Genomic DNA, 15,885 nt, shown 5'->3' with positions numbered 1-15,885 from the left:
AGAGAGACATGTCCGAGCAGCAGTCCCAGACCCCGACTCCGGCCGAGGCGATCCCCGGTGGTGCGGTCCACCCCGCCACCGCGCCCGCTGCCGAGGAGTCCGTCGACCTGACGAGCGGTCAGGAAAACTCGAGCGAGCCGAACGCCCCCGCCCCGGTCCCGGCCGAGCCGGACTACAAGGCCCTGTACGAGAAGATGCAGGCCGACCTGACCGCGACGCGCGAGCGCTCGAACGAGTCCGGGGTCGAGGCGGACGAGCTGCGCGCGCAGGTCGCCCAGCTCCAGGAGCAGGCCCTTCGGGACCGCATCGCGGCCGAGTACGCGCTGCCGCCGGTCCTGGCTGCCCTGGTCCAGGGCGGTGACGAAGCCGCTGTGCGCAAGCACGCGGAGGCCCTGGCGACCGTCGCCGCGCCGAAGCCCCTGCTGGGTGCCGGCGGGCTGACGCCGCACTCCGAGCCCGACCCGTACAAGGGGCTGGCCGAGAAGCTGCGCAAGCGCCGCTTCGGCATCTGAGAACCCCCACCCGCCTTGAGGCTGCCCTGTTCCGGGGTGGCCTTCCGTCTTCCCGAGGATCAGCGCTATCTCTCTCAACCCCGCACGTGCCAATGCCTTCCAGAACCCGGACAAGCTGGTCCTTCAGGCCATCGCGAACCTGAAGGACAGCGTCCTCCTGGCCCACAAGTTCGACCGCCGCTCGGCGGACGAGTTCGTGAACGCCACCGGTCAGGTCATCAACATCCGCCGCCCCGCCCGCCTGAAGGGCGCTGAGGAGCGGATCGACGCCAAGCGCAAGTTCGGCGACCCGACCACGTGGATTCAGTCGGAGAACCTGAACGAGGGCCTGCTGACCGTCAAGCTCGACACCCACGCCTACTCGGCGGTGGACCTGTCCGACGCCGAGCTGACCCTTGACCTGCTCAGCTTCGGTGAGCAGGTCATGGTGCCGCAGGTGGACTCCATCACCGAGCGCCTTGAGGACAAGGTCGCGAGCGCGATGAACGAGTTCCCCGACGTGGCCACCGCCGCGAAGATCCCCGTTGACCTGACCAAGGCGACCTCGGACGAGCAGGCCGGCCAGATCATCCGCAAGAGCCTGGCGCGCCTGCGCGTCCAGCTCAACAAGGAGAACATCCCGGCCGAGGGCCGTACCGCCGTGGTCGGCTCCGAGGCCGCGTACTACCTGCTGAACGACCCGAACATCACCAAGGCCAACGAGTCCGCCAACGGCGGCGCGGCGCTGCGTCAGGCGACCATCGGCAACCTGTACGGCTTCGACATCGTGGAGTCCACGAACGACGTCCTCGCCCCGCTCGGCGTGTACGCGTTCCACCGCTCCGCGATCCAGCTCGTCTCGGGTGCGCCCTCCGTCCCGGAGTCCGCGAAGGGCGGCCGGCAGAACGCGGACGGCTTCGCGCTGCGCTGGATCAAGGACTACAACTCCGGTGCCGCGATGGAGCGTTCGTTCCTCTCGTCCTACTGGGGTGCGACCCTGGTCACCGACCTGAAGAAGAACGAGACCAACTGGCAGGACCCGAAGAACCTGGTCAAGGTCCGTGGCATCCGCCTGACGTTCACCGGTGAGCCGACCGCCGTCCCCGCCAAGTAAGGGGCCCGCCGTGGCGCTCGAAGTCGCTGACCTCTTCAAGCGCCTGGGCAAGCCCGCTCCCGCCACCGGCACGCCGGACTGGGAGCGGGCGAGTGCCGCGCTCGAAGACGCCTTCTGGGTGATCGCCGCCCAAGGCCACCCTGCGTGGACCCCGCAGCGCCACCCCCCGGTGATCCGCACCCTGGCCCTGGCCGTCGCCGACCGCCGCTTCCGCAACCCCGAGGGGTACGTGCAGGAGCAGGCCGGAGAGGTCTCCTACCGGATGCCGGACGGTTCACCGATGGGACTGGCCCTGACCCGGGGCGAGGCCGCGCTGATCGACAGGGTGTCAGGCCGCGGGGGTCTGAAGTCGGTGAACGGTCAGCGCTCCGTGCTCTCGCGCGGCCTGCGGACCGGCTACCCGTACCCCGATCCCGAGGACTCCTGGGGGCTCGCGTGAGCCTGCTGGAACGCGGACGTACCCGCGTCACCGTCTTCACCGTCCGCATGGTGAGCGACGGCTACGGCGACCACCGGCCCGCCACCGGGCAGGGCACCACCTACTCGGCGTGGGTCCAGCCGGTCGGCGACGCCGCCGGTTGGCGGGCCCCGGTCGGCGCTCAGGTCGGCTGGTCCCCGCCGGTCCGCCGAAAGATCGTCTTCCCACCCGAGGCGGTGATCGACAAGTGGTCAGCCGTCGCCTTCGAGGACGAGGGCGACCCCGGCACCAAGTGGGCCGTGGTGGATGCCCCGCGCGCCCACCACGGTGCTTCCGACCGCATGCGGTTCGTGACCGTCATCGTGGAAGGGGGTGGGCAGAGTGGTCGAGATCCGGCCGGACTGTGACGCCATGATCGCCGGACTTCCCGGGGTGATGGCCGCGCTCAAGCTGGAGGCCGAGGAGCGCAAGGTGCGCATCACCGCGAAGGCCGCCCTGCACATCGACACCGGCGAGTTCATCGCCGGACTGAAGGTCAAGCGCCACGCCAAGGGCTACGCCATCGTGAATGAGGACCCCTTGGCCGCTCATAAGAACTGGGGCGGCTTCAACCACCGGGCCGGGCGGCACGTGGACGGCATCCATGCGATGGAGGCCGCCCTGTGGTGAGAGAGCCGTACCTGATGCCCGACTCCGAGCGGATCGTCATGGAGGCCCTGCGCACCGCGCTGCCCGGCTACCGGTGCGCGGTCTACCTGCCCACCGACTGGCAGCTCTCGCTGCGCGAGGCCGGCGGCCTGGTCATCGCCCGCCGCGTCGGCGGGGTGATGCGCGACAAGCGGTTCATAGACGAGGGCATGTTCACCGTCCAGACGTACGCCACCGCCCGCGCGGACGCCTCCCTGCTGGCCCGTCGCGCCCGCGCCGCCCTGGTGCGTCTGACCCGCGACCAGTGGGGCAACACGGACGGCTACCTCTCGCACTTCCGGGAGGCGACGGGGCCGTTCATGACCACCGACCCGATGACCGAGGCCCAACCGGACTTCTACCGGTTCTCGGCCAACTACATGATCGCTACAAGGCCCCGCTGACGGGCCGGAAGGGAGTCAGCGATGGCTGCTGACGACGCCCCGGTCCTGGTACCGGGCACCGGATACATCTACGTCGCCGACCCGGGAACCGCGCCGCCGGACCTGAGCAAGCCCGGGTTCGACCCGAAGGACACCACCAAGTGGGGTACTGGCGCGGCGTCGTGGAAGTCCGTGGGGAACACCTCGCTGGACAACGGCATCGAGCTGTCCGTGGACGGTGACGACCCGGAGGTTCTGGGGAGCTGGCAGTCCAAGAGCCTGAAGACCACCGACCCGGGCAAGACCTACGCGGTGACGGTCAACTTGGAGGACTTCACCGCGGAGTCGTACAAGCTCTACTACGGCACGTCCAAGGGCCTGGACAGCAAGGGGTTCTTCTCGATCCCCACCAGCCCCACCGCCCAGAACCGCGCGCTGATGATCTGCGCGGTGGACGGCGGCAAGGCCGTCGTGTGGCACTACCCGAAGACCAGCATCATCGGCGCGGACGCCGTGAAGATTGACCCGGCCGCGCTCACCGAGATGCCGGTCAAGGCCACCGTCGTCGCCCTCAACCAGGCCGCACCGCTCGGCACCGTGACGCCGGTCTTCGACCTGGCCGTGGGCCTCCTGCCGCCCGCAGCCTGACCCGCCGGCCCGCCCCGTGAACACTCCGGGGGCGGGCCGATGCTTACCCGCAACCAGTACCGCAGCAAGGAGAGTTAGACCGTGACCACCCTGGACTTCGCCGACCTTCAGGCCGAGGCCGACCGCAAGCACGCGGGCAAGGGCCTGCCGTTCGTCGCCAAGGGCGGCAAGAAGCTGCGCCTGCGCCGAATCGAAGCCCTGCCGGGCGGCGACCTCAAGGCCGCCATGGCACTGATGGACGTCATGCAGTCCGAGAAGGTCAGTAACGAGCGCCGCATCGACGCCATGGGCGCGCTGCTGGTCGCGGTCGCCTCCGACAAGAAGCGGATGCGCGAATCCGTGGACGCCCTGCCGCTGGAGCAGACCATGACTGTGGTCGAGGCGTGGATGGAGCAGGCCGCGCCGGGGGAAGCATCGGCCTGATCAGGCTGCTGGACAAGCACGGCGCGGAGATCACTGCCGACCTGCGCCGCTTCTGCGGCGTGGACGTCCTGGACTGGGTCCGGGGCCGGCACTCCGCGCGCTTGATCCTCGGCCTGATCGGGACGCTCCCCGACGACTGCGCGACGCTGGCCGCGATGCGCGGCGGCCGTGAGGCCCTGGGCTGGGACGCGCGGACCTACGTCCTGGCGGACCTGGTGGACGCCGTGCAGGCGCTGACCCACGTCCAGGTGGCCAAGGCCGTCAAGAACCCCCGGGCGGTCGAGAAGCCGACGCCCTACCCGCGCCCGTACGCCAAGCGCACCCGCAGGCCCGCCGACGGCAACCCGTTCGCCGCCGCCCTCCAACGCGAGGTCGGCGAGGGCGGAGGCCCCGCCGTGGCCCTGCCTTCCACCCCTCTTGCAGAAACGTTCCGCCTACCGGCGGCCGTGCTCGCGCGCTCCACCGCGCCGATGCGGCCCGCACCGGTCCGACTCACGTAGGAGGTGAGCCGATGGCCGGTCCCGGCGGCAAGGAAGCCGGGCGCGTCCACATCCGCGTCCTGCCTGACACTGACGGCTTCCGCCAGCGCCTGAAGCAGTACCTGGAGATGCTGGAGAAGTACACGAAGCTCAAGGTCAAGCTCGACCTTGACACCGGGGGCGTGAATGCCCGGCTGCGCGAGCTGACGCACGACCGCAACGTCCGGGTCAACGTCGTCGCCGACACCGGCGAGGCCGCCGCCCGGATCGCCGCGCTCACCCGCGAGCGACGAGCGCGGGTCCGCGCGGATGCGGACACCGCGCCGGCCGAGGCCCAGGTCCGGGCGTTCACCGGCCGCCGCTGGCGGCTGGGGATCAACGTCCACCTCGCCCGGGGTGGACTCGACCGGGTCAAGTCCGGTCTGCGGGACCTGGGTTCGGGGGCCGCGGAGGTCGCCCGATCCTTCGGGCGCCTCTTCACGCTCTCGATCGAGCAGACGGCCTCCGCCCTCCAGGGCATCGGCTCCGGCGTCGCCTCGGTCGCGCAGGGCACGCTCGGGATGGCGGCCGGGTTCGCCCAGTCCGCCGCTGCCGCGCTGCCGCTGCTGGTCGCGGTCACGGCCATCGCCTCCTGGGTGACGGTCGTCGCCTCCGGGCTGATCGGCGTCCTGGCGCTGGCGGCCCTGCCGGTCCTGCCGCTGGGCCTTGCGGCCGTCGCGGCGGCCGGGGACATGAAGAACCTCGGCAAGAAGGCCGAGGAGGCGATGCAGGCCGCCTCAGAGGCACTGAAGCCTGCAACTGCCGGTATCCGCAACGAGTTTGGCGGTGCGGTCAAGGATGTAACGGCCTGGTTCCGCCAGGCCCAGCCCGAGTTCAAGGCGTTCTTCGACGCCGGGGCGCAGTACGTCCGACCGATGGTGAAGTCGATCACCGACTTCACCGACACGCTGTTCCCGAAGCTCACGGCGGCGATGTCCTCGCCGGGGATGAAGGCTTTCACCGACGAGCTGCCGAAAGCGCTCGTCGGTCTCGGCGCTGCCCTGGGGGACTTCTTCCTCACCCTGTCCAACGGTGGCGCCCAACTTCAGCTGATCCTGGGCCCGTTGGTCGGCCTGCTCGACGCCTTCCTGCAAGGAATCGCCAAGCTCGCGGTCCAGTTCTCGCCGGAGATCGCCGCGTCGATCAGCTGGTTCGCAGACACCCTGCGCCAGTTCTTCCAGGTCTTCTCCGACAACGCCGAAGCAACGTCCGCCCTGATGCGGCTGGTCGACCTGGGCTTGCGCGCCCTGGTCATCACCTTCAGCGTGACGATGCAGGCGTGGAACGGCCTGGCAGTCGGAGCCCAGTGGGCCTGGCAGATGATCCAGGCAGCCTGGGACGGGGTGACCTCGGCCACCAAGTCCTGCTGGGAGGCCGTGAGTTCAGCCGTCTCGTCAGCGTGGTCGTCCGTGACCTCCTGGACGTCGTCGGCGGCCTCCTCCGTGGCCTCCGCTGTCTCGTCAGCCTGGGCGTCAGTGACCTCGTGGACCTCGTCATCCTGGGCGTCAGTGACCTCGTGGACCTCCTCGTCCTGGGCGTCGGTGACGTCCGCCGTGTCGTCAGCGGCCTCGTCCACGGCCAGCGCGGTGGCCGCAGCCTGGGGAAACGTCCAGTCGTGGACCTCGTCCGCGTGGAACTCCTGCGTCTCAGCAGTGAGTTCAGCCTGGTCCCAAATCGCAAGCGGCGTGTCGTCCGGGATCGGCACCGTGGTCTCCTACGTGGCCAGCCTGCCAGGCAAGATCCTCGGCGCGATCGGCGACCTGGGCTCGCTGCTCTACGACAAGGGCAAGTCCGCGATCCAGGGGCTGGTCAACGGCATGAAGTCGATCTCTGTCGGCGGCGTGGTGAGCGGCATCATGTCGTCGCTGAACCCGTTCAGCTCGGCGCCCGCGTCCACCCCGACGGCCGCAGCCCCGCGCTCCCTGATGGCCGCGCCGAGGATGGCCTTCGCCGCCATGCCGGCCGCCTTCGCCGCTCCGTACGCCAGTCCGCTGGAGCAGGCACTTCGCCCGGTCACCGCTGGGCTGCGCTCGCTCGACAGCTACGGCTACGGCCAGCGGGCCGCCGCGAGCCTGCGCCACCCGGAGCCCGTTTCCAAGGCCGCCGGCCGCGAGCGCTACGGCGCAAACATCACCGTCAACGCCCGCACCAGCGCGGACCCCCACGAGATCGGCAAGGCCATCGCGTGGGAGCTGAAGACCTCCGGGAGGTAGCCCATCGGACCGAGCGACATCACCACCGGCACCCCGCTGTCGGCCTCCAACCCCTACACGGGCCGCGACTGGACAGCAGCGTGGGGCGGGCTGCTGCTCGGTGAGGACTCCTCCGTCGTGCTGGAAGAGGTGTCCGGCCTGCTGGACGCCCCCGAGGTCCGCACCTCGGACGCCGAACTGCTCCAGCGCGACGGCCTGACCCCCGGCACCGACTACATGGGCTCGCGCACCGTCACCCTGACCATGCTGGCCCTGGACGACCGCGAGGTGCCCGCGCTGCTCGGGGCCTTCGCCCCCGGCGGTCCGGAGCGGCCGTTCGAGTTCGCGTTCCCCCCGGTGGCCGGCGGGCGCTCGCGGATCATGGCGCGCGTGCGCAAGCGGGCCGTCACCGTGGACCGCGAGTACCACGCGGGCCGCCGCCGCTTCACGGTCGAGCTGGCCGCCACCGACCCACGTCTCTATGGGGCGTGGCTCCAGAGCGCGACCGTGGCAGTGGACGTGCCCCGGGGCGGTCGGCCGATCTTCCCGCTGACGTTCCCCTTCGACATGGGCAACGGCCCCGCCGCCCGGTCAGCTCCGGACATCTACAACGCGGGCTCGGTGGACTCCTGGCCGATCGTGCGGCTGACCCCGCGAACCGGCGAGATCCGCGACCCGGCGCTGACCCTCGTCCACGACGGGGTCCGCCGACGCTTCGCCACCCGGGGACTGCGGGTCGGGCGCGGTGACGCCCTGGTGGTGGACATGGGCCGCCGCCGCATCACCCTCAACGGCGCTTCCCGCTTCGGACAGGTCGATCCGGGCTCGGCCTGGTTCGCCCTGCCCCCGGGGCCGAGCGCCGTTCAACTCGACGTACTGGAAGGCCCCGACGGGGTCACGGCGGATGTGCAGTGGCGCTCCGCCTGGATGTAAGGACCCCTCTCTCTTGGCTGTAGAACTCCGTGCCCCGCTGTTCGTGCAGCAGGGCCGATACGACGCGTTGGACCTGCGCACGATGATCGGCGGCACCAGGGGTGCCCACGTCGGCGTCTCGGGCCCGGCCGCGCTGCTGGTCGAGAAGGTGGACAACCCCACCCCGCGCGTGAGCGTCGCCGCAGGCTCGCTGTGGCTGCCGGACGACGTGGCCGTCTCCCACAAGGGGGCCGTCCACTTCGCCAACCTGGACGCCTCCATTCAGCTCCAGTGCTCCACCCCCAAGCCGGGCGAGGCCGCCCGGCAAGACCTCGTCGTGGCGTTCGCCGACCCCGACACCGCCCCGGCCGGCCCGCTGCTGATGGACATGAAGACCACCGCGGACCGCTACATGCAGTCCGTCACCTACGCCGCCGACGGCACCCCCTACGCCGCAGCCCCCGGCACCGGCACGCAGGTGACCAAGGAAGGTGCGCGCGGCTGGTCGCTGGCGGTGCTCGCCGAGTCCACCCCGGGCGCGAAGGACTGGCCGGTCCCGTCCAACTGCATCCGCCTGGCGCTGGTGAACATCGCCCAGACCGGCATCACGGGCATTGAGGACCAGCGGTTCGTGTTCGCCGGTCAGCTCGACACCACGCCGCTGCGCCAGCTCCGCACAGCAGGCCCGCAGGGCATCGCCCAGGCCGCCACCGGAGCCCCGGCCGGCTCCCTGGTCTACGACTCGGTGACCACCGCGCTGCACAAGGTCACCGGCCCCGGCACTACCGCCCCGGTCCTGCCCGGCGCGACCCGCCTTGACGCCAGCTACCAGGCTCCCGAAAACGCCTGGGGCTCCGAAGGCTGGCACACCTTCACCGCCCCCGCGACCCCGTACCCGCGCCTGGTCACCGTCAGCTTCGAATGCACCTACGCCGGTGACTTCGGCGAGGGGTGGATCAGCCCCGTGGTCTTCGGGCACGGCGAGAGCCGTCGGGCCGGTCGGCCGCAGTACATCCGGGCGGGCGACAACCGCGACGTCCGGGGAACCGGCACCATCAAGGTTCCCGCCGGGGCGGCGATGAGTGTCAGCACCTCGTGCCGCCCGGACAACACCGTGAACAACAACGTGAAGTTCAAGGCGGCGTGGACGTCCTACGCCGAGGCCATCGTCATACAGGCGGCCTGATGACCGAGGCCGCTGACTACCGCGTGATCCTGTCCGAGTTCAAGGGCGGCCGGCTGCTGGCCGAGCTGCCCGTCTCGGGCCTGTCCTTCCGCTCCATCCTCAACGCCCCTGGCTCCGCGAGCTTCACCGTGCCGCTGTCCGCCGAACCCCTGGCCGGCTTGGACTGGTCGCTCGTCTCGCCGTGGCGGATCATCGCCCACGTCCAGCGCGGCAGTCGCGTCCTGTGGGGCGGCCCCCTGCTCTCCTGGTCGGTCGACATGGCCACCGAGACCATGACGCTGGATTGCCCCGGGCTGTGGGAGTACTACCGCCGAAACATGGTCAACCTCGGATACAGCACGGGCGCCACCCCGCGCGAACAGACAACCATCGCCCGTGAGCTGATCCAGACCTTCGCCGACAACCCGTCCCCGGTCGCCCCAGGGCAGGCCGGGTACTGGGGCAGCAACGGCCCCGGCGCGCTCACCTTCGGCCCGGACCTGGACACCATGAAGCGCGACCGCACATATCCCTGGTTCGAGTGGAAGTCCGTCGGTGAGGCGGTCGAGCAACTGGGCGCGGTCATCAAGGGCTTCGACTTCCGCATCGACCACGACTGGGACGTGGACGCCCGGATCATCCGCAACCGTTTCCGCTTCCTCGCCCCGGCCGGAGGCGTGGACACCGGCATCGTCCTGGAGCACGGCACCAACTGCGACGTCACCTCCGTCACCAGCGACGGCGACAAGATGTGCACCGAGACCGGCGTCAACGGCGCGGGCGAAGGCTGGTCGCAACTCAAAAGCTGGTGGTACAACGGCCAGTTGGAGACCGAGGACGGCCGCCGCATCCCACGCCTGGCCGCCGTCGAGACCAACAACTCCGTCGTCCGCGTCGAGACCCTGACCGCCCAGGCAGAGCGCATGACCGCCGTCGGCGCGTTCCCCATCGTCGTCCCCGAGGTGCGCCTGCACCCCGGCGGCGAGTACTCGGTGGCCGAGCTGCGCGTGGGCCACAAGATCCGGGTCCGTGCCCGAACCGCCAACTGGCCCGGCATCAACGCCGAGTACGTCATCCAGGAGATCAGCACCAAGGTCTCCCAGACCGGCGAGGAGACCACCCTGTCCCTCGTGCCGACGACCGTCTTCGAGCGCGTGGACGACTGGGTCAAGGGGGAGCTGGTGAGCGCCGCATGACCGTCTACGGCCGCCCCACCCTCGCGGATGAGTTCCAGGGCATCGACACCCGCCTGTCCGCGATGGAACGCACCGCCAGCGCGCTCGGCGCGGTCCTGCCCATGACCCCCTACCGCCAGGGCCTGGACGTCCAGACCGCCTGGCGCGCCGCCGCCACCATCCCCACCGCCGGAATCGCCCACCCCGTGATCCGCCTGGACTGCCGCGTCTCCTCCAAGCAGGGCGCAGGCGTCTGGCTCCGGCTCTTCGACGTGGACAAGGCCCGCCCCGTCACCTCCGAGTGGCAGTACACCGGAGGCGCACTCAACAACGGCTGGGTCCGCCTGGACTGGGTGCTGCCCATGGGCGGCACCCAGCCCGGCGAGTGGCAGCGCCTGCTGCTCCAGACCCGCACCGACGTCACCGGAGGCGGCACCGTCGATCCCGGCGTCGCCATGACCCTGCCCCTCAACCAGGCGCCCCAGGCCACCGAGGCCGGCACCTGGACACTCGTCGCTCTGCCACCCGGCTACGCCTGACCCTCCGCCAACCGGCCCCTCCCGAACTCCCGGGCGGGGCTTCGTCATTGAAAAGGACAGCTATATCTCCCGCGAAGCGATGATCGCCGAGGCCACCAAGTGGGCCGACCAAGGTTACCGAGGCGGCCTCTCCCCGAACGGCAAGTACTACGACACCCCCTTCGGCAAGTGGTACGCCCCCGGTTTCAACCACGAACCCTTCTGCGACATGTTCGTCTCCTGGTGCGCCGACAAGGGCGGCGAGGCCGCCACCGTCGGCAGGTTCGCCTACTGCCCCTCCCACGTCCAAGCCTTCCGCAACAAGGGCCAGTGGCTCGGGCGCGACGCCGCCTTCAAGCGCGGCGACGTGATCTTCTTCAGCTGGTCGAACAACGGCGTCGCCGACCACGTGGGCATCGTCCTGGAGGACTCCGCCCCCGGCCAGCAGGTCAAGACCGTTGAAGGCAACACCGCCCGCGACAGCGGCGCGGGCCAGGGCTCCGGCGGCTACGTCGCCCGCAAGACCCGGCCCCGCTCCGTCGTGCTCGGCGTCGGCCGCCCCGCCTACACCTCCGGCGGCACTGGCACCGAAACCGGCACCGGCACGCCGACCGGCCGGCCCGTCACCATCAACGGCCTGATGTACGGCCCCGGCGCGCGCGGCCAGCACATCACCGAGATGGGCCGCGCCCTCGTCCGCGCGGGCTGCTCCCGCTACACCCAGGGCCCCGGCCCGGTGTGGGGCAGCGCGGACACCGAGTCCGTGCGCGCCTATCAGATCAAGATCGGCGACACCGCCGACGCCGACGGCATCCCCGGCCCCAAGCAGCTCGCCCGCCTGCTTGCCGAGTTCGGCCGTGGCCCGGTCACCGAGCCCCTGCCGCCCGTCACGCCCCCGCCGGCCACCCGCACGTTCACCATCCGCAAGGGCATGACCCTTGGCGGTATCGCCGTGGCGCTCGGCACCACGGTTGCCGGGCTGCTCTCCCTCAACCCCCAGATCGGCAACCCCGACCGGATCACCGAGGGGCAGCAGATCACCGTCCCCGCCCCGGCCACCCCGAGCAGCACGCCGCAGACCCCGGCCCCGCCGGTGACCGAGACCCCGGCCCCGCCCACCCCGGTCGAGACCCCGGTGCCGACCCCGGACCCCGTTCCCGCCCCGGACCCGGCCCCCGCAGCAGCCACCCACACCGTCGCGGCCGGGGACACCCTGTCTGCCATCGCCGCCCGCTACGGCGCGAGCCTGGACGCCGTGGTCAACGCCAACCCGCAGATCGCCAATCCGGACCGGATCGAGGTCGGGCAGGTGATCAGCCTGCCGACCGCCACCGCCGGAGCTGCCGCCGCGCCGCCGGTCCACACCGTCGTTCCCGGTGACACCCTGTGGGACATCGCCGCCTGCTACCGGGTCACCCTGGAAGCGCTGGTGGCCGCCAACACCGCCACGGTCGCCAACCCGGACCTGATCTTCCCCGGGCAGGACATCGCGATCCCCGACGGCTCCGCTCCCGTCCCGCGCCCGGCCGCGCCCAAGCCGCAGGCCCCCGCGCTCAAGCCCGCCCCGGCCCCCGCCGAGCAGCCCACCCCGACCCCGGAACCCGCACCGGCCCCGCCGGTCGAGGACAAGCCAGCCACCCCGAGCACCGGCTACTCCAACGACCTCGCCGGATGGATCGAACAGGCCCGGGACATCCTGCGCGCCAACGGCGACCTCGTCCCCAGCGCTGCCGCGATCGAGCACCGCGCGATGATCGAGTCCGGCGGCAACCCGAAGGCCGAGAACCACTGGGACAGCAACGAAGCGGCGTACGGCGGCACTTACGGTCTGCTCCAGACCATCCGGCCCACGTTCGACGCCTACGCGCTGCCCGGCCACCGCGACATCCTCAACCCGGTGGACTCGATCATCGCGGGCGTCCGCTACGCGAACGCGACCTACGGCTCGTTCGAGTCCATCGCCTGGAACGCAGGGGGGTACTGATGGCCCGAGACGAACAGCTCGGCGGCGTGGTGATCGGACCACGCGAGATCTACGACCAGCTGGTCGGCGTGCGTGAGGACGTGCGCTCGCTGGCCCAGAGCAGCGCGACCGTGGACCAGATGCTCAAGGACCACGAAGACCGCGTCCGCGCGCTGGAACGCTGGCGCTACGGCGTCGTGGCCTCCGGCCTCGCCGGAGGCACCGCCCTGGCCGCCGACGTGGTCGCACGACTGAAGGGATAAAGGATGAAGGACTGGCTCAACGCCAACCCCGTCAAGGCCCGCGCCGCCGTCGTCGCGCTGCTGACCGTGCTCGGCACCGTCGTGCCCAAGCTGGCCGGCATCGAGACCAACGAGGCCATCATCGGCCTCCTGTTGGCCGCCGCCGCGATGGCCGGCGGGCACTCCGCGGGTAAGCGCGTCGTCACACACGAGACGGCCGCCGCCCGCACCGAGGAGGCCCGCACCGCAGCACTCGCCGAGGGCTGCACGTGCCCGGACGCCGACACCGGGCCGCGCGTCCGGCTCGGCGACGACGGGATGAAGGCGAAGCGATGACCAGGGCCCCGGCCTGCCTCCGGGCCGGTCGGGGCCTTTTCTCGTTGCGGAGCGGGGCTGTGGTGGAATGGATGACTGGCACCGTTGGTTGCACAACGGTCCTGGTCTACCTGAGAGGAACCCATGCCCCCACGCAAGAAGGCCGCAGCTCCCGGCTGGCAGGCTGTCCCCGGCACGCAGGCCGTGATGGACAAGGCCGTTCCGCTGGTAGCGCCCGCAAGGGAGACCCGCGACTTCGGCCCGCTCGCGAAGGTGGTGTTCGAGACTGCGCTGCTCTTCCCGAACTCGAAGGGACTCCCGGATCTCCGCCGAGAGAGCTACGCCGCTCGGCAGTGGATGTCAGCTCTCCTGGACGCTGCGGGGATCAAGGCACCACCTATGTCCCCCAAGGAGGTCCGGGAAGCCGTAGCGAAGGACCGCCAGAGCATTCTTCAGTCCATTCGGGACGCGCTCTCACCAGTCCGCGTGGACTACGTCACCTCGTTGGACGAGCGGCCCGAGGAGATGGCCGAGCGTTTCCCGGGCTTGTCGTCGGCTGACGAAGTCTTCGCCTACTACAAGATCATCCCGAAGGCTCAGAGCACGATCCGAACGGAGAACTACCACCGTCGGGCCGCCCTCCAGACCATCGGCGCGGTCCTGGACGTGGCTGCCGGTGACGATGCCGTGGTTCCCCCTGCCCGCACGGCCGAGGTGGTGCAGAGCGTACGCCGCACGGTCGCGGCGCTGGCTCCGGCCTCGTTCGAAGGGCTCGACCCCGCCACCACGGAACGGCTCCGTGAGGAGCTGCGGGAGACCCGCGCGGTGCTGCTCGCGCTGGAGGAGTCCCTGAGCTGACGTCCCGCCCCCAGGCCCCGCCTTCCCGATTCCGGGAGGGCGGGGCCTTTTCGCGTTCCATGCCTCGCCGTGCCGGTTGTTAACCGGGCCGCCTCAACCGTGGCGAAGGAGGGCAACGAGATGAAGAACATCGCATTGATCGGCCGCGCGAGATCCGGCAAGGACACGGCGGCCGGCGTGTTGCGCGAGCAGGCGTACGTCCGCCTCGCGCTGGCCGACCCGCTCAAGCACATGGCGTACGACATCGACCCGGTGGTGGGCACCGAGCTGCTGGGCATCAACGCCCCGGCCCCGGTCCACCTGGCGGGCGCGGTGGACCGCTACGGCTGGGAGAAGGTGAAGGACCGGTTCCCGGAAGCGCGCCGGTTCCTTCAGCGGCTCGGCACCGAAGGTGTCCGCCGCCACGTGGACCCGGATTTCTGGATCGGCCGGACAGTCCGCAGCGCGGCTGGTATCCCGGGGCCGGTGGTGGTGACGGATGTGCGGTTCGACAACGAGGTGGACGCCCTGCGCGCCGCCGGATTCGTCGTCTGGTTCATCGACCGGGGCGCCCCCGACGGCGACCACCCGAGCGAACGGCTCGGCCCCGAGCACGCCGACCTCGTGATCCCGAACACCGGCACCCTCGCCCAGTTCTCCGACCGAATCCGCGCCGCCTTGGAGGCCACCGCATGACCTTGCGCGACCGCTTCGATTCCCTGGACCGCACCGCGAGCGCCATCGAGAACGTGGTGTTCATCTACACCCCCGTCCCCGACGTGCTGAGCCCGGCGGAGCGCGAGGCCGACGAGCAGGCCGCGAACGCCCGCGTCCTGGCGGAGGTGCCCGGCTACTCGGACACCCTTCCGTCCCTGCTCGCCGCTGCCTGATCCCGCGTCATTCCGCGGTGGCCCGTCCCGACCGGGGGCGGGCCTTTTGCATGCCCTCAAGTAGAGAAGAGAGCCCATGTCCGAAGGCGTCCGCACGATCCACCAGAAGGGCTCGCGGTACTACGTCCACCCGGAGTCCGGCGACCTCGCCCCCTCGGTGACGTCCATCTTGAACATGGAGGCGAAGCCGTTCCTTCAGGACTGGTCGGCCGGCATGGCCGCCGAGTGCGCGGTCACCGACCTTGAGGTGGTCCAGCGCATCGCGGCGCGCGACCGCCAGGCCGCCGTGGACTTCCTGAAGTACGCAGCGAAGAGGTACACCAAGGTCCGCGCCGATGTGGGCAGCCTGGTGCACGACTACTTCGAGCTGCGGCTGCGCGGCGAGGAGGTGCCCTACCCGCACCACGATGTCGAGCCGTACGTGGGGCACATCGAAGCGTGGCTGGACCGCTACCAGCCCGAGCTGCTGCACGCGGAAGACGTGGCCTGGTCGCGGGAGCACGGCTACGCCGGGTCGTTCGACTTCCTGGTGAAGATCAACGGCAAGACCATTCTCGGTGACCTCAAGACCAGCAAGAGCATCTATCTGTCGGTCGCTGCCCAGCTCGCCGCCTACGCCCACGCGGACGACCTGATCACCGTGGACCGGCGCATCCAGCCGTTCCCGAAGGTCGATGCCGGGGCGGTCCTGCACGTCACCCCGGCCCGCGCCGAGTTCCGGCCCGTCACGATCGACCGCCGGATCTTCGAGCGCTTCCTGACCCTGCGCGCCCGCTTCGCCGACGACCGCGACTCGGACGCCGGGATCATCGGCCGCGTCGCCTGGAAGAACGAGGCCGGCCACCAGAGCGGCACCGCCCGCCGCGCCGCCTGACCGGGGCGTTGTTAACCGCCCCCGCTCAACCCCACGGGCCGGTGTTAACCGCCCCCGCTCAACCCCACGGGCCGGTGTTAACCGCCCCGGCTCTACTCCCACGGTGCCGACCCATTGGCG

General features: G+C 70.7%; 21 protein-coding genes. All 21 read left to right on the top strand.

Annotation, left to right across the window (positions count from 1 at the left end; all coding sequences use genetic code 11):
- Positions 1-8 precede the first annotated feature (8 nt).
- Entirely contained in the window at positions 9-512 is a 504-nt protein-coding gene (locus tag OH807_RS33735) for a hypothetical protein (protein WP_406206848.1), read from the top strand.
- Positions 513-570: 58 nt separating this feature from the next.
- A complete protein-coding gene (locus OH807_RS33730) occupies positions 571-1,605 on the top strand; it encodes a P22 phage major capsid protein family protein (RefSeq protein WP_327071483.1) in 1,035 nt (344 codons plus the stop codon).
- Positions 1,606-1,615: 10 nt separating this feature from the next.
- Positions 1,616-2,044, top strand: a complete 429-nt coding sequence (locus tag OH807_RS33725; protein ID WP_327065941.1) for a hypothetical protein — start codon at positions 1,616-1,618, stop codon at positions 2,042-2,044.
- The gene (locus tag OH807_RS33720) at positions 2,041-2,430 is read left to right on the top strand and encodes a hypothetical protein (RefSeq protein ID WP_327065940.1); all 390 of its coding nucleotides are present in this window, start codon (positions 2,041-2,043) and stop codon (positions 2,428-2,430) included. Before OH807_RS33725 ends, OH807_RS33720 begins: the two co-directional genes overlap by 4 nt.
- Before the next feature lie 4 nt (positions 2,431-2,434).
- On the top strand, positions 2,435-2,692 hold the full coding sequence (locus OH807_RS33715) for a DUF5403 family protein (protein ID WP_327065939.1): 258 nt from the start codon (positions 2,435-2,437) through the stop codon (positions 2,690-2,692).
- Positions 2,686-3,114 carry a hypothetical protein gene (locus OH807_RS33710; protein WP_406206843.1) on the top strand — a complete coding sequence of 143 codons (429 nt, stop codon included), beginning with the start codon at positions 2,686-2,688 and terminating at the stop codon, positions 3,112-3,114. The genes OH807_RS33715 and OH807_RS33710 overlap by 7 nt, the downstream gene beginning before the upstream one ends.
- 21 nt (positions 3,115-3,135) lie before the next feature.
- Positions 3,136-3,741: a hypothetical protein gene (locus tag OH807_RS33705; RefSeq protein ID WP_327065937.1), complete on the top strand. Its 606-nt coding sequence runs from the start codon at positions 3,136-3,138 to the stop codon at positions 3,739-3,741.
- Between the two features lie 81 nt (positions 3,742-3,822).
- Complete coding sequence (locus OH807_RS33700) at positions 3,823-4,164, top strand: hypothetical protein (protein ID WP_327065936.1); 342 nt, start codon at positions 3,823-3,825, stop codon at positions 4,162-4,164.
- Complete coding sequence (locus OH807_RS33695; RefSeq protein WP_406206840.1) at positions 4,125-4,664, top strand: hypothetical protein; 540 nt, start codon at positions 4,125-4,127, stop codon at positions 4,662-4,664. The genes OH807_RS33700 and OH807_RS33695 overlap by 40 nt, the downstream gene beginning before the upstream one ends.
- Positions 4,665-4,675: 11 nt before the next feature.
- Entirely contained in the window at positions 4,676-6,895 is a 2,220-nt protein-coding gene (locus OH807_RS33690) for a hypothetical protein (RefSeq protein ID WP_406206837.1), read from the top strand.
- Between the two features lie 117 nt (positions 6,896-7,012).
- On the top strand, positions 7,013-7,807 hold the full coding sequence (locus tag OH807_RS33685; RefSeq protein ID WP_327065933.1) for a phage distal tail protein: 795 nt from the start codon (positions 7,013-7,015) through the stop codon (positions 7,805-7,807).
- Positions 7,808-7,820: 13 nt separating this feature from the next.
- Positions 7,821-8,972: a hypothetical protein gene (locus OH807_RS33680; RefSeq protein ID WP_327065932.1), complete on the top strand. Its 1,152-nt coding sequence runs from the start codon at positions 7,821-7,823 to the stop codon at positions 8,970-8,972.
- Entirely contained in the window at positions 8,972-10,147 is a 1,176-nt protein-coding gene (locus tag OH807_RS33675; protein ID WP_406206833.1) for a hypothetical protein, read from the top strand. Before OH807_RS33680 ends, OH807_RS33675 begins: the two co-directional genes overlap by 1 nt.
- Positions 10,144-10,665: a hypothetical protein gene (locus OH807_RS33670; protein ID WP_406206830.1), complete on the top strand. Its 522-nt coding sequence runs from the start codon at positions 10,144-10,146 to the stop codon at positions 10,663-10,665. The genes OH807_RS33675 and OH807_RS33670 overlap by 4 nt, the downstream gene beginning before the upstream one ends.
- Positions 10,666-10,744: 79 nt before the next feature.
- The gene (locus OH807_RS33665) at positions 10,745-12,628 is read left to right on the top strand and encodes a LysM peptidoglycan-binding domain-containing protein (protein ID WP_406206827.1); all 1,884 of its coding nucleotides are present in this window, start codon (positions 10,745-10,747) and stop codon (positions 12,626-12,628) included.
- Positions 12,628-12,870, top strand: a complete 243-nt coding sequence (locus OH807_RS33660) for a hypothetical protein (protein WP_327065927.1) — start codon at positions 12,628-12,630, stop codon at positions 12,868-12,870. Before OH807_RS33665 ends, OH807_RS33660 begins: the two co-directional genes overlap by 1 nt.
- Positions 12,871-12,873: 3 nt before the next feature.
- Positions 12,874-13,185 carry a hypothetical protein gene (locus OH807_RS33655; RefSeq protein ID WP_406206824.1) on the top strand — a complete coding sequence of 104 codons (312 nt, stop codon included), beginning with the start codon at positions 12,874-12,876 and terminating at the stop codon, positions 13,183-13,185.
- A 123-nt stretch (positions 13,186-13,308) separates the two neighbouring features.
- On the top strand, positions 13,309-14,022 hold the full coding sequence (locus OH807_RS33650; protein WP_406206821.1) for a hypothetical protein: 714 nt from the start codon (positions 13,309-13,311) through the stop codon (positions 14,020-14,022).
- 120 nt (positions 14,023-14,142) lie between these two features.
- Complete coding sequence (locus tag OH807_RS33645) at positions 14,143-14,697, top strand: hypothetical protein (RefSeq protein ID WP_406206818.1); 555 nt, start codon at positions 14,143-14,145, stop codon at positions 14,695-14,697.
- Positions 14,694-14,891 (top strand): hypothetical protein, encoded by a 198-nt coding sequence (locus OH807_RS33640; RefSeq protein WP_406206815.1) that lies wholly within the window; start codon positions 14,694-14,696, stop codon positions 14,889-14,891. The genes OH807_RS33645 and OH807_RS33640 overlap by 4 nt, the downstream gene beginning before the upstream one ends.
- 76 nt (positions 14,892-14,967) lie before the next feature.
- Positions 14,968-15,765 (top strand): hypothetical protein, encoded by a 798-nt coding sequence (locus OH807_RS33635; RefSeq protein WP_406206812.1) that lies wholly within the window; start codon positions 14,968-14,970, stop codon positions 15,763-15,765.
- Positions 15,766-15,885 lie beyond the last annotated feature (120 nt).

Source organism: Kitasatospora sp. NBC_01560 (assembly GCF_045208415.1).
In the GTDB taxonomy this organism is placed as follows: domain Bacteria; phylum Actinomycetota; class Actinomycetes; order Streptomycetales; family Streptomycetaceae; genus Kitasatospora.
The sequence above is the reverse complement of the archived record's forward strand: the minus strand, read 5'-3'. Positions and strand labels throughout refer to the sequence as shown.